We start from the raw sequence: 13,824 nt of genomic DNA on the forward strand, positions 1-13,824 counted from the left end.
ATTTCTATACAGCGGAAATAAAAGGGTAAAATACATCTTTTGACAGGCGATTCTGCGCTTGCGAACTAGCGGCGCATAGCGGCCATGCGCCGCTGGTATAGAGATATCGGGCGGTCTATGTTAGGGACAAAGCGATATGACCCACAGTCAGGAAAGCCGCCCGTGCGTGATCTGAAAATTCCCGAGCAACGTCATCCTGAAAAGGCACACCGCCCCGACAACGCGCAGCCGAAGAAGCCGAAATGGATTCGTGTCAAGGCGCCCGGCGGCAAGGGCTATGCCGACACGCACAAGATCATGCGCGAAAACAATCTGGTCACCGTCTGCGAAGAGGCCGGATGCCCCAATGTCGGCGAATGCTGGAGCCAGGGCCACGCCACCATGATGATCATGGGTGAGATTTGTACCCGTGGCTGCACCTTCTGCAATATCGCCACCGGCCGCCCCGACACACTGGATGCGTTTGAACCCGGTCGTGTGGCGCATGCGGTTGAAAAACTGGGGCTGAACCATGTGGTGATCACCTCGGTCGACCGCGATGATCTGACCGATGGCGGGGCCGAGCATTTTGCCCAGACCATCCGCGCGGTGCGGCATCGCTCTCCCAAGACCACCATCGAGATTCTGACGCCCGATTTCCTGAAATGCGACTCGTCGGTGCTTGAGGTCGTGGTCGAGGCGAAACCGGATGTGTTCAACCACAATCTGGAAACCGTGCCGGGGCTTTACCCGCAGGTCCGACCCGGCGCGCGTTATTTTCATTCGCTGCGGTTGCTGCAACGGGTGAAGGAAATGGACCCGTCCATGTTTACCAAATCCGGCATCATGGTGGGTCTGGGTGAGGATGAGCAGCAGGTCCGGCAGGTCATGGACGACATGCGCGCCGCCGATATCGATTTCCTGACCATCGGCCAGTACCTGCAGCCGACGCCCAAACATCACGGCGTGGACCGTTTCGTGACGCCCGAGGAATTCGCGGCCTATGAAAAGGCCGCCTTCGGTAAGGGCTTCCTGATGGTCTCGGCAACACCGCTGACCCGATCCTCGTACCATGCGGGCGATGATTTCGCGCGGCTGCGCGCTGCCCGTCAGCAGAAACTGAGCCAGGGGTGAACTCCGAACTTCAGGACTGGCTGACCGGGATTCGCCACGAGTTGCATGAGGTGCCCGAGGTTTCGGGGCAGGAGCGTGGCACAGCGGCCAGTATCGCCAATCTGCTGCAGGCCTGCACCCCGGATCAGGTTCTGACCGGCATCGGTGGACATGGCGTTGCGGCGGTCTATGACAGCGGCCAGCCGGGACCGACCGTTGCCATCCGGTGTGAGCTGGACGGGCTGCCGATACAGGAAATCTCGGACCTGCCTTATGCCTCGCGCTATCCCGGCACCGGGCATCTATGCGGCCATGATGGCCATATGGCGATGGTGCTGGGCGTGGCCTTCCGCCTTGGACAGGCGCGGCCTGCGACGGGGCGTGTGGTGCTGATCTATCAACCGGCCGAGGAAACCGGGCAGGGCGCTGCCGCCTTCCGCGTCGATCTTCAATTCGCGCAGATCGCACCGGATTACGTGTTCTCGCTGCACAACCTGCCGGGCTTGGAACTGGGCAAGGTTGAACTGTGCGAGGGGCCCGCGAATTGCGCCTCACGCGGGATGCGGATTGTGTTGACGGGTAAGACCTCACACGCCGCTGCTCCGCAGGACGGGGTCTCGCCGGCGGGCGCGTTGTCGGCACTGATCCCGGGACTAACCGCGCTGGGGTCGGGGGGCAATCTGGACGCGGCCTTTGCGCTGACCACGGTGACCCATGCAACTTTGGGCGCGGCAACTTTCGGCGTGGCCCCGGGTGAGGCCGAGCTGTGGGTGACCCTGCGCACCGTCTCGGATCAGCGCATGGCCGATCTGGTGGCCGAGGCTGAGGCACTGGTTCATCAGGTCGCGGCAGATGAAGGACTGTCGGTAACCATTTCGTATCATGATGTTTTTGAGGCTTGCGTAAACAACGCCGAAGCCGTTCAGATCCTGCAAGACGCCTGCCTTGCGCAAGGCGTTCCTCTGCGGTTCACGGCGTCGCCGCAAAGGTTCTCCGAAGATTTCGGCCAGTTCGGCAAAGGTGCGAAATCGGCGATGTTCTGGCTGGGATCGGGAGAGGACCATCCGCAATTACATAACCCGGACTATGACTTCCCCGATGCGCTGATTCCCATCGGCAGCGGCATTTTTCTGGCCGTCATCGACCGAGTACTGGGGCTTGGAGGCTAACGGTCACCCCTCGACAAACCGCACCTTGCCGATGAAGGGCAGGTTGCGGTTGCGTTGTGCATAGTCGATGCCATAGCCCACGACAAATTCATCCGGAATCTCGAACCCGATCCAGTTGGATCGGAAATCAACCTCGCGTCGGCTGGGTTTGTCCAGCAGGGCGATGGATTTCAACCGCCCCGGCTTGCGGCTTTGCAGCAGCTTGGTGACATGGTTCAGCGTGTGGCCGGTGTCGACGATATCCTCGACCACCAGCACGTCGCGCCCTTCAATTGCACCGCGCAAGTCTTTGAGAATGCGTACTTCCCGGCTGCTCTCCATCGAATCGCCATAGGAGGACGCCTCAAGGAAATCGACCTCGATCGGCAGGTCCAGCTCGCGCACCAGATCGGCGATGAATACGAAACTGCCGCGCAGCAGGCCAACGACCACCAGCTTGTCGGTGCCGCCAAATTCAGCGGTAATCTCGCGACACAATTCCTCGATCCGCGCGGCAATGGCCTTGGCCGAGATCATCTCATCTATCACATATGCGCGGTCGCTCATCACTGCCCCCTTGATCTTTGGCGCGCAACATACGACATGACGCGCCATTGTCACCAGTTAATGCCCGGATGCCATGCCAACCCATTCTGAGACCCGTCCGCTGCCCTATACCGCCCAGCAGATGTACGATCTGGTTGGTGACGTGGCGAAATACCCCGAGTTTCTGCCCTGGTGTTCTGCCGCCCGCATCCGCCGGACTTTTGACAGGGGCGAGGCCAAGGTGATGGAGGCCGATCTGGTGATCTCGTTCAAGGTGTTCCGCGAACGGTTCGGCAGCCGGGTGACGCTATTTGATGCACAGAAACGGATCGATACCGAATATCTGGACGGCCCGTTCAAATACATGCGCTCGGATTGGCAGTTCGAGGATACCGATCAGGGCTGCAACGTGTCCTTCCACGTGGATTTCGAGTTCAAGAACGCGGTGTTGCAGGGCATCATTGGTGTTGTTTTCAACGAGGCCATGCACCGCATCGTCCGCGCCTTTGAACAGCGCGCCGCGCAGCTTTACGGCTGAGGCTTGCCGCCAAGGCCGCGCGCGCTAGACTGCGCCGTATGGCTGATCTGACATCTTCACTCGCCGCGTTTGCCGCAGGCCCCATATCGACCACATCGCAGGCACGGATTGTAACATCCCTGTCCGCGCTCGACTGGCTGGCCGTAGGTCGCGCCGGGGCGGATGAGCCTGTCTCGCGCATCATCCGCGACATGGTTCTGGCCGAGGGCGGCGCGGCGCAGGCAAAGCTGTTCGGCGGCGGGGCCGCGCCCTTGCGGGCGGCAGCTTTGGTCAACGGCACGATCTCGCACGCGCTGGACTATGACGACACCCATTTCGCTCATATCGGCCACCCCTCGGTCGCCGTCTTTCCCGCCGCGCTGGCGATTGCCGAGTTCGAGGACAAACCAATTGTCGACCTGCTTGAGGCCGCGCTGATCGGGATGGAACTGTCGATTCGTATTGGGTTGTGGCTGGGGCGCGGCCATTATCAGGCCGGGTTTCACCAGACCGCCACCGCTGGTGCCTTTGGCGCGGCCGTCGCTGTGGGCCGCGTGATGGGATTCGACGCAGATCAGATGCAGGCGGTTCTGGGTCTAGTCGCCACCCGCGCGGCCGGGCAAAAGGCGCAGTTCGGCACCATGGGCAAGCCCTACAACGCGGGCCAAGCCGCCGCGAACGGGATTGAGGCCGCCATGCTGATCCGCAGCGGGTTTGAGCCAAACGCAGGTGCCATCGAAGGCCCTCATGGCTTTGGAGCGACCCATCTTGGGGCCGATGACACGGCCACTGCGCTCGCGGGGCTGGGGGATGAGTGGCTGTTCGAATCGGTCAGCCACAAATTCCACGCCTGTTGCCACGGGCTGCACGCAGCACTTGAGGCCGCGCGCGATCTGGACATTGCCGAACCGGAAGTGGCCGAAATCAGGATCAAGACCCATCCGCGCTGGATGAGCGTCTGCAATCAACTGTCGCCGACCACCGGGCTGGGGGCAAAATTCTCGTATCGCACGGTGATTGCAATGCAGGCGCTGGGGTATGATACGGCGCTGCCCGACAGCTACTCTGACGATGTCTGCACCGATCCGCGCCTGCGGTCCCTGCGCGACCGGATCACGGTTGAGGCCGATGACAGCCTCTCGGAAACACAGGCAAACCTGTCCCTGCTGCGTCGTGACGGCGCACGGCGCGAGGCCACCCATGATCTGCTGACGCCGATGTCCCTGTCAGATCGCGAGGATCGCGTGCGCCAGAAGGCGGCAAAACTGATCGGCGGGGATGAGGCCGACGCGATCTGGTCAATGCTGCGCACCGGTGGGCGCGCAGCGGAATTGTCTGACAGGCTGGGCGGTTAGACCACCCGCCAGTGCAGCGGAAAGCCCGGATCGAACACCGTAACCGGCCCGTCGCCCGAGTCGATCTTGGCCGGATACTCTACCGGATCACCCTTGGTCAGGGTGATGGTGTCTTCATTCACCGGCAGGCCGTAGAAACCCGGGCCGTTCAGCGATACAAAGCCTTCCAGCTTGTCCAGCGCATCCACACGATCAAACATCTCGGCCACCAGCGACATGGTGTTCGTCGCCGTAAAGCAACCGGCGCAACCACAGGCCATTTCCTTGTTCGCATCCGTATGCGGCGCGCTGTCGGTGCCCAGAAAATACCGCGCATCGCCCGAGGTCGCGGCGGCCAGCAGCGCCAGCCGGTGCTCCTCGCGCTTGGCGACGGGCAGGCAGTAGTAATGCGGCTTGATCCCGCCGACCAGAATATGGTTGCGGTTTATGATCAGATGGTGCGCAGTGATGGTCGCGCCCAGATCACGTTCATTGGCTTTGACGTAATCCACCCCGTTTGCGGTGGTGATATGCTCCATCACCACCCGAAGACCGGGCGTCGCCTTGCGAATGGGGTCCAGAACGCGGTCGATGAACACCGCCTCACGATCAAAGATATCGATCTCGGCATCGGTGACCTCGCCATGCACACACATGGGCAGGCCGATCTCGGCCATCCGCTCCAACACCGGGCGCACCTTGTCGAAATCGCGCACGCCCGAGGCCGAGTTGGTTGTGGCCCCCGCCGGATACAGCTTGACCGCCTTGACCAGCCCGCTGGCATGGGCAGCGGCAACATCATCGGCATCGGTATCCTCGGTCAGATACAAGGTCATCAGCGGCTCGAATATCATGCCAGCGGGCAGGGCGGCCAGAATGCGGTCGCGATAGGCGGCGGCCTGATCGCCACGCACCACGGGCGGCACCAGGTTCGGCATGATGATCGCGCGGGCGAAATGGCGCGCGGTTTCGGGCAGGACGGCCTGCAACATCGCGCCATCGCGCAGATGCAGATGCCAGTCGTCGGGGCGGCGGATTGTGAGGGTATCGGTCATGTCGCCCCGGCTAGCACACAGGCTGCCCGCGCGAAAGACCTTGTCAACGCGCCGGATCGCCGTAAGTCACCCAAAAGACCCGGTCTTGACGTGCACCCGCCGCCGTGACCTGTTGTCCCGAGGGAGATTTTGAACATGACGCAACCCAATTCCATCGACGCGGTACAGCAGATGCTGGGGGCGCAGGGCTATGTCTGCGGCCGGGCACTGGCCACGGTGGTGTTCCTGTCGCTGAAACTGGGACGGCCGCTGTTTCTGGAAGGCGAGGCTGGCGTCGGCAAGACCGAGATCGCCAAGGCGCTGGCCACCGGTCTGAACCGCCGCCTGATCCGGCTGCAATGCTATGAAGGGCTGGATGCGTCCTCAGCCGTTTATGAATGGAACTTCCCCGCGCAGATGGTCGCCATCCGCACGGCGGAGGCCGCAGGCGGCTCGGATCGCGGCGCGTTGCAGTCCGAACTGTTCTCGGACGACTACCTGATCGAACGCCCTTTGCTGCAAGCGATGCGCCCCGATGAACAGGGCGCACCGGTGCTGCTGATTGACGAGTTGGACCGCACCGATGAACCGTTCGAAGCCTTCCTGCTCGAAGCGCTCAGCGATTTTCAGGTCACCATCCCTGAACTCGGCACCATCGCCGCGCCACAGCCACCCATCGTCATCGTCACCTCCAACCGCACGCGCGAGGTGCACGACGCCCTCAAACGCCGCTGCCTCTACCATTGGGTCGACTACCCCGATTTCGACCGCGAGATCGAAATCCTGCACGCCCGCGCCCCCGAAGCCGCTGAGGCGCTCAGCCGCGAAGTGGTGGCCTTCGTCCAGCGCCTGCGCACCGAGGACCTGTTCAAGAAACCCGGCGTCGCCGAAACCATCGACTGGGCCAAGTGCCTGCTGGCGCTCGACGTGATCAACCTCAGCCCCGAGGTGATCGGCGACACGCTGGGCGCGATCTTGAAGTACCAGGACGATATCCAGAAACTGCAGGGGTCCGAGGCCAAACGCATCCTCGATCAAGCCAAAGCCGACCTCGAACCGGCCTGATGCTTCATCTTTTCCCAAATACTCCGGGGGTATGGGGGCAGCGCCCCCATGAACAGTAATGGCCGAGCAACTCCCTCTGGATATCCCCGCCAACCCGAAACTGGCGCAAAACATCACCCATTTTGCCCGCGCCCTGCGCAAGGCCGGGCTGCCGATCGGCACGGGCCGGGTGATCGACGCCATCCGCGCAGTAGAAGCGGCGGGGTTTACCGAGAAACGGGATTTCTACTGGACCCTGCATGCCTGTTTCGTCAACCGACCTGAACATCGCACGGTCTTTGCGCAGGTCTTCCGCCTCTACTGGCGCGACCCGCGCTATCTGGAACATATGATGGCGATGATGCTGCCCGCCATCCGCGGCATGCAAGAGGAACGCCAGGCCGACGCCGCCGAAAAACGCGCGGCTGAGGCGTTGCTGGATGGCGTAGAACGCGACGCCCCCGAGGCTGCGCCGCAAGAAGAGGAAACCGAGATCGAGATTGACGCCACCCAGACCGCCTCCTCCGAGGAACGGCTGCGCAATCTCGATTTCGAACAGATGAGCACCGCGGAAATCGCTGAAGCCAAACGGATGTTGGCGCGTCTGACTCTCCCGGTCAAACCCTTCAAATCCCGTCGCGGGCAGGCTAGCGCCTTGGGCCACCGTATCGACCGCGCCCGCACCCTGCGCGCCGCCATGCGTCAGGGCGGAGAGCTGCGCGATATTGCCCGCCAACAACCGCGCCCCCGCTGGCCCAATCTGGTGGCGCTCTGCGATATCTCTGGCTCGATGAGCCAGTACAGCCGGATCATCCTGCACTTCCTGCACACGGTCTCGAACGCCAAAGGGGCGGGATGGGCGAAGGTCCACGCCTTCACATTTGGCACAAGGCTGACCAATATCACCCGCCACCTGCATCAGCGCGACGTTGACGCCGCCCTAGCCGCTGCCGGAGCCGAGGCGCAGGATTGGGAGGGCGGCACCCGCATCGGCGACTGTCTGCATCAGTTCAACCGCGACTGGTCGCGCCGGGTTCTGGGGCAGGGGGCGGTGTTGCTGCTGATCACCGATGGGCTGGAACGGGGTGATCCTGAATTGCTGGAGAAAGAGATCGAACGCCTGCACCTGTCGGCCCGGCGCCTGATCTGGCTCAACCCGCTGCTGCGCTGGGACGGGTTCGCTCCACGGGCGCAGGGGATCGCCACCATGCTGCCGCATGTGGACAGCTTTCGCGCCGGTCATTCGATTGCCTCGCTAGAGGATCTGGCCACCGTAATCTCGCAACCCGATGACCAAGGGCAGAAAGCGCGGCTGTTGACCGCGCTTTCGGAATAGCCGTTACGAGAGCTGTTCCTCGTTGCATTTGCGGGCCATTTCCATGGCCTTGTAGGTGCCGGTCAGATCGACGGTAAAGGCAAATTCCTTTTCCGGGAACACGACCATGACCTTCTGCTTGGCCAGATCATCGGCAAATTGCGGATCGTCCGACAGTACATAGCCGCCCGAATAGCCCTTGGTGATGTTGCCCTTCATCCCCGTCGCCTCTCCAAGATAGATATTATCCCCCAGCAAAATCGCCACGGCTTCCTTCTCGCCCCGCTTGATATCAGTCTTGGCCTTGGTGAAGACCCCCACATAGCCAACGCCGCGATCTTCGGTCAGGCCCATCTGCACGACGTTCTCGGAATCGTCGACCGCCTCGATCAGGCAGGATTTCTTGTCCTGGTCTATAAAGACCTTCCAGCCTTCGACCTCACCATATCTCAGAAATGTATCGGCCCAGCCCGCGCTTGCCGTCAGCAGGCCCAGGGCGGTTCCCAGTGTAAGAATGCGTTTCAACTCTTTGTCTCCGCGTTAAATTTTTTGAGATGCTTCGGGGCAAACCCCAACCGCACCTGCACGCTAGAACCAGAAAGCGGCACATTCAATCAAAAGTGAATATGACCGCGAAATCGGCTTGTTAGCGCCGGAAGGCGTGTGCGCGGGACGCTTTTCATTGCGTCAAAGCAGCCTATGTTGGCACCAAACAGGCCGGAGGTCTTCATGGAACGATTCGACAATAGCCCGGAAACCGCCCTGCGCTGGTATCGCGCGGGCAAAGGTGCGGCACTTGCCACGGTTGTCGAAACCTGGGGCAGCGCCCCGCGCCGCGTGGGCGCGCAGCTGGTGATTGCCGGGGACGGGCGGATCGAAGGCTCGGTCTCGGGCGGGTGCGTCGAAGGCGCGGTGATTGTCGAGGCGTTGGAAGCGATTGAAGAGGGCGAGGCGCGCCTGCTGGAATTCGGCGTCAGCGACGAGGATGCCTTTGCCGTGGGGCTGGCCTGCGGCGGCACGATCCGGGTTCTGGTGGAACCGGTGGGCGCGGTCCTGCCCGAGGCGATGCTGTCCGATCTTGTCGCCGCCCGCGCCCGGCGCGAGCCGCTGGCCTATGAGGTCAATGTCGAAACCGGTCACCGCGCCCTGCGCCGAAACGCCTATGCCGAGCGGCTGCGGATGGATCGATCCGGGTTCGAGGCGGACGGGCAGACCTTTGTCGCCGTACACAATCCGCCCTTGCGGTTGATCGTGGTGGGCGCGGTTCATATCGCGCAGGCTCTGGTCCCGATGGCACGGATTGCTGGCTACGACCCGGCAATTATCGATCCGCGTGAAGCTTTTGCCTCAAGCGCCCGGTTTCCCGGCGAAAAGATCCTGACCGATTGGCCGAATGAGGCCGTGGCCAGGCTGGGTCTGGACAGCCGCACGGCGCTGGTGCTGCTGACCCACGATCCGAAACTGGATGATCCAGCCTTGCAAGCCGCATTGCAGGCCGGGGTGTTCTATATCGGCGCTTTGGGCTCGACCCGAACCCACGCGAAGCGGGTGGACCGTATGGAGCAGGCCGGGTTCACGTCCGACCAGATCGAGCAGATCCATGGCCCGGTCGGGCTGGATATCGGCGCGGCAGACCCATCCGAGATTGCGGTGGCCATTCTGGCGCAGATGACCGCAGTTCTGCGGGGCAAGGCGTGAAGTTCGGCCCGGTTCCACTGGCTCAGGCCGAAGGCGCTATTCTGGCCCATTCGGCGCAGACCGGGGACCGAAAGCTGCGCAAAGGGATCATCCTGACGGTGGAGCATATCGCTCTCTTGCAGGCTGCAGGCCAGACCGAGGTCACCGTCGCCCGCCTGGACCCCGGCGATTGTCATGAGGATGAGGCCGCCCGGATGCTCGCCGCCGCGCTGGCGCCGGACCCGAAACAGGCAAACCTGCGCGTGACCGAGGCGTTCACGGGCCGTGTCAACCTGCTGGCCGATGGCCCGGGGGTTGCTGTGCTGGACCTCGATGCGTTGCGGCGGTTCAATCTGGTCAACCCGATGATCACGGTGGCGACCGTGCCGCAATATCAACAGATGAGCGCGGGCGGGATGGTGGCGACGATCAAGGTCATCTCTTACGCGGTGCCCGGGGCCGATGTTCTGCATGCGGCCCGGCTGGCGCAGGGTGCGGTCCGTCTGGCCGCCCCCGTGCACGAATCCGCCGGTCTGATCGTGACGGATATTCCGGGTGGTCCCGGCAACGAAAAGGGCATCGCCGCGATCCGGGGCCGGGTTGAGGCGCTGGGGATGGAACTGACCGACCTGAAAATCGTACCGCACCAGCAGCAGGCGCTGGCGAATGCGCTTGGCGATCTGGACGGGGATATCGCGATGATCCTGACCGGCTCTGCCACGTCCGATGAAAACGATGTGGCCCCCGGCGCAGTGCGCGCCGCTGGTGGACAGGTGGACCGGTTCGGCATGCCCGTCGATCCGGGTAACCTGTTGTTTCTGGGTGATTTGGATGCGCGCCCGGTCATTGGCCTGCCGGGTTGTGCCCGGTCCCCGGCCTTGAACGGGGCCGATTGGGTTCTGTCCCGCATCGCCTGCGGGATTGAAACCACTGGCGCCGATATTGCTGCAATGGGGGTTGGCGGGTTGCTCAAGGAAATCCCGACCCGACCGCAACCACGGGCCGCCAAGGGCAAGTGACGTAACGGCATTTTTGCCCTTTGCGCCCTGTGCCTCATCTTCAGAAGATCAGGCGGCGAAGCTGCGGAAAAACCGGGGAAAAATTTTTGTTCTCAAACAAAAATTCCCGTGTTTAACTCGGTCGCAAGGGAGAAATCAAAATTGGGAGGATCTCATGGCACAGGTCTCAATGACCGTGAACGGACAATCCGTGAGCGGTGATATCGAGGGCCGGACACTGCTGTCCAGCTTTCTGCGCGATCACCTGTCACTGACCGGCACCCATGTAGGCTGCGATACCGCGCAATGCGGGGCCTGCGTGGTGCATGTGAATGGCGAAGCGGTCAAATCCTGCAACATGCTGGCGCTGGAGGCTGACGGGGCCGATGTGGGCACGATCGAAGGGCAGGCGGATGACGACGGCACGCTGAACGTAATTCAGCAGGCGTTTCAGGATCATCATGGGCTGCAATGCGGGTTCTGCACACCCGGCATGGTGATGAGCGCAGCGGCTTTGCTGAAAGAGAACCCGCGCCCGACGGAAGCGGAGGTGCGCAAGTATCTTGAAGGCAATCTGTGCCGTTGCACGGGCTACCACAACATCGTCAAGGCGATCATGGCCGCATCCGGTCAGGACGTCAGCAGCATCGCCGCCGAATAACGCGGCGGACAAGAATTTTCGACGAAAATTCTTTTCCAGGGAGGAGAACAAGCAATGCCCAAAGATAGTGGCATCGGAGCCAGTTCCAAGCGACGCGAAGACGTGCGCTTTCTGACCGGAGCGGGTAATTACACCGACGACATCAACGTACATGGTCAGGCCTATGTCTATTTCCTGCGATCCGATATCGCACATGGCCGGATCAGGAATATCGACACTTCGGCAGCGGCGGGCATGCCCGGCGTGGTCAAGGTTTTCACCGGCAAGGATTTCGAAGGCGTGGGCGGCATGCCCTGCGGTTGGGAGGTGACCGACAAGCACGGCGCACCGATGCAGGAACCGCCGCACCCCATCCTTGCGCAAGGCAAGGTGCGTCATGTGGGTGATCCCATTGCCGCCGTTGTGGCCGACAGTCTGGAACAGGCCCGCGACGCGGCTGAGGCGATTGATCTGGATATCGAAGAACTGCCCGCCGTTCTGGACATGAAAGCCGCCGCACAGGATGGTGCGACGCTGATCCATGACGATCTCAAGAACAACATCTGTTACGACTGGCAATTGGGCGAGGCGGATGACGCCAAGGTCAATGAGGTCTTTGCGGGCGCGGCCCATGTGACCACTCTGGATCTGGTCAACAACCGTTTGGTCGCCAACCCGATGGAACCGCGCGTGGCCGTGGCCGAATACAATCGGGCGACCGAGGATTACACGCTCTACACCACCTCGCAGAACCCGCATGTGATCCGGCTGCTGATGTGCGCCTTTGTGCTGGGCCTGCCCGAGCACAAGGTCCGCGTGGTGGCCCCGGATGTGGGCGGTGGTTTTGGCACCAAGATCTTCCACTACGCGGAAGAGGCCTTCTGTACCTTCGCCGCCAAGGCCTGTGGTCGCCCGGTCAAATGGACCGCCAGCCGGTCCGAGGCGTTCATGTCGGACGCACAAGGGCGGGATCATGTCAGCACCATCGAGCTGGCGCTGGATGCGGACAATAACTTTGTTGGTCTGCGCACCAATACCTATGCCAATCTGGGCGCGTATCTGTCGACCTTTTCCAGCTCAATCCCGACCTGGTTGCATGGGACACTGATGGCGGGCAATTACAAGACGCCGGTCATTCAGGTGAATGTGAAAGCGATGTTCACCAATACGGTGCCGGTGGATGCCTATCGCGGTGCCGGCCGGCCCGAGGCGACCTATCAGTTGGAACGCGTCGTGGACAAGGCTGCGCGTGAATTGGGGGTCGATCCGATTGCCCTGCGCCGTCAGAACTTTATCACTCAGTTCCCCTATGACACGCCGGTGGCGCTGACCTATGACACCGGGGATTACAACGGGACGATGGACAAGCTTGAGGCCGCCGCCGATCTGGCAGGCTTTGCCGCGCGCCGTTCGGCCAGCGAGGCCAAGGGCAAGCTGCGCGGTCTTGGTATCAACTGCTATATCGAGGCCTGCGGGATTGCTCCGTCGAATATCGTTGGCATGCTGGGGGCCCGGGCAGGCCTTTATGATGCGGCGACCGTGCGGGTGAATGCCACCGGCTCGATCAGCGTCATGGTTGGCGCACACAGTCACGGGCAGGGGCATGAGACCGCCTTTCCGCAGGTTGTGGCCGATATGATCGGTATTGATGAATCGATGGTCGAGATCGTGCATGGCGATACCTCGAAAATCCCGTTTGGGATGGGCACCTATGGCTCGCGTTCGCTGGCGGTTTGTGGCTCGGCCATGGTCAAGGCGACCGAGAAGGTGATCGAGAAGGCCAAGAAGATCGCGGCGCATCTGTTGGAGGCGTCCGAGGCCGATATCGAGCTGAAGGACGGTCAGTTCAGCGTTGCGGGCACCGACAAGTCGGTAGCCTGGGGCGATGTGACCCTGACCGCCTATGTGCCGCACAACTATCCGCTGGAAGTGGAGCCGGGGCTGGAGGAGACGGCGTTTTACGACCCGGCCAACTTTACCTTCCCCTCGGGCGCTTATGCCTGTGAGGTCGAGGTTGATCCCGAGACCGGTCAGGTCAGCATCGAGGCCTTCACGGCGGCGGATGACTTTGGCAATATCGTCAACCCGATGATCGTCGATGGTCAGGTCCATGGCGGGATTGGGCAAGGCATTGGTCAGGCGCTGTTGGAGAACTGCGCCTATGATGAAAACGGCCAGTTGTTGAGCGCGTCCTTCATGGATTACGCGATGCCGCGGGCCGATGATGTGCCGTTTTATGCCGTGGACCATTCCAGTCAGACGCCCTGTACGCATAATCCATTGGGCGTGAAGGGCTGTGGTGAGGCGGGGGCCATCGGTTCACCTCCGGCTGTGGTCAATGCTGTGCTGGACGCGCTGAATTCGGGCGGCAAGGCTGTTGATCACATCGATATGCCGGTGAGCCCGTCGCGCGTTTGGGCCGCGATGAACGGATGAGTTGAGAGGGCGGGTGCGAGGGGCCAGCCCCTCGCGCTCCCCG

13 protein-coding genes are annotated in these 13,824 nt (G+C 62.0%); 10 read left to right on the forward strand and 3 right to left on the reverse strand.

What is annotated here, in order from left to right; genetic code table 11:
• The first annotated feature begins 162 nt into the window (after positions 1-162).
• Positions 163-1,113, forward strand: coding sequence for a lipoyl synthase (lipA, locus tag MPJ51_RS07490; RefSeq protein WP_298384049.1), 951 nt, complete (start codon positions 163-165; stop codon positions 1,111-1,113).
• Positions 1,110-2,261: an amidohydrolase gene (locus MPJ51_RS07495; RefSeq protein WP_298384051.1), complete on the forward strand. Its 1,152-nt coding sequence runs from the start codon at positions 1,110-1,112 to the stop codon at positions 2,259-2,261. Before lipA ends, MPJ51_RS07495 begins: the two co-directional genes overlap by 4 nt.
• Before the next feature lie 3 nt (positions 2,262-2,264).
• Here the strand turns inward: MPJ51_RS07495 and hpt are convergent, their stop codons facing one another.
• Positions 2,265-2,807 carry a hypoxanthine phosphoribosyltransferase gene (gene hpt / locus MPJ51_RS07500; protein ID WP_298384054.1) on the reverse strand — a complete coding sequence of 181 codons (543 nt, stop codon included), beginning with the start codon at positions 2,805-2,807 and terminating at the stop codon, positions 2,265-2,267.
• 73 nt (positions 2,808-2,880) lie between these two features.
• Between hpt and MPJ51_RS07505 the strand changes: the two genes are divergently transcribed.
• Entirely contained in the window at positions 2,881-3,324 is a 444-nt protein-coding gene (locus MPJ51_RS07505; protein WP_298384056.1) for a type II toxin-antitoxin system RatA family toxin, read from the forward strand.
• Between the two features lie 38 nt (positions 3,325-3,362).
• Positions 3,363-4,658 carry an MmgE/PrpD family protein gene (locus MPJ51_RS07510; protein WP_298384058.1) on the forward strand — a complete coding sequence of 432 codons (1,296 nt, stop codon included), beginning with the start codon at positions 3,363-3,365 and terminating at the stop codon, positions 4,656-4,658.
• On the opposite strand, the gene pyrC is transcribed toward MPJ51_RS07510, so the two are convergent.
• On the reverse strand, positions 4,655-5,692 hold the full coding sequence (gene pyrC / locus MPJ51_RS07515; protein WP_298384061.1) for a dihydroorotase: 1,038 nt from the start codon (positions 5,690-5,692) through the stop codon (positions 4,655-4,657). The genes MPJ51_RS07510 and pyrC overlap by 4 nt on opposite strands.
• 135 nt (positions 5,693-5,827) lie before the next feature.
• Between pyrC and MPJ51_RS07520 the strand changes: the two genes are divergently transcribed.
• On the forward strand, positions 5,828-6,736 hold the full coding sequence (locus MPJ51_RS07520) for a MoxR family ATPase (RefSeq protein WP_298384064.1): 909 nt from the start codon (positions 5,828-5,830) through the stop codon (positions 6,734-6,736).
• 58 nt (positions 6,737-6,794) lie between these two features.
• Positions 6,795-8,051: a VWA domain-containing protein gene (locus MPJ51_RS07525; RefSeq protein ID WP_298384066.1), complete on the forward strand. Its 1,257-nt coding sequence runs from the start codon at positions 6,795-6,797 to the stop codon at positions 8,049-8,051.
• Between the two features lie 3 nt (positions 8,052-8,054).
• On the opposite strand, the gene MPJ51_RS07530 is transcribed toward MPJ51_RS07525, so the two are convergent.
• Positions 8,055-8,555, reverse strand: a complete 501-nt coding sequence (locus MPJ51_RS07530) for a hypothetical protein (RefSeq protein WP_298384068.1) — start codon at positions 8,553-8,555, stop codon at positions 8,055-8,057.
• A 204-nt stretch (positions 8,556-8,759) separates the two neighbouring features.
• Between MPJ51_RS07530 and MPJ51_RS07535 the strand changes: the two genes are divergently transcribed.
• From MPJ51_RS07535 to MPJ51_RS07550, 4 genes are all read left to right on the forward strand, one after another.
• Entirely contained in the window at positions 8,760-9,728 is a 969-nt protein-coding gene (locus MPJ51_RS07535) for an XdhC family protein (protein ID WP_298384071.1), read from the forward strand.
• Positions 9,725-10,726 (forward strand): molybdopterin-binding protein, encoded by a 1,002-nt coding sequence (locus MPJ51_RS07540; protein WP_298384074.1) that lies wholly within the window; start codon positions 9,725-9,727, stop codon positions 10,724-10,726. The genes MPJ51_RS07535 and MPJ51_RS07540 overlap by 4 nt, the downstream gene beginning before the upstream one ends.
• Positions 10,727-10,880: 154 nt before the next feature.
• Entirely contained in the window at positions 10,881-11,366 is a 486-nt protein-coding gene (locus tag MPJ51_RS07545; protein ID WP_298384077.1) for a (2Fe-2S)-binding protein, read from the forward strand.
• 54 nt (positions 11,367-11,420) lie between these two features.
• Positions 11,421-13,781: a xanthine dehydrogenase family protein molybdopterin-binding subunit gene (locus MPJ51_RS07550; RefSeq protein WP_298384080.1), complete on the forward strand. Its 2,361-nt coding sequence runs from the start codon at positions 11,421-11,423 to the stop codon at positions 13,779-13,781.
• The last annotated feature ends 43 nt before the right edge of the window (positions 13,782-13,824 follow it).

Source organism: Ruegeria sp., assembly GCF_028066395.1.
Taxonomy (GTDB): Bacteria; Pseudomonadota; Alphaproteobacteria; order Rhodobacterales; family Rhodobacteraceae; genus Ruegeria.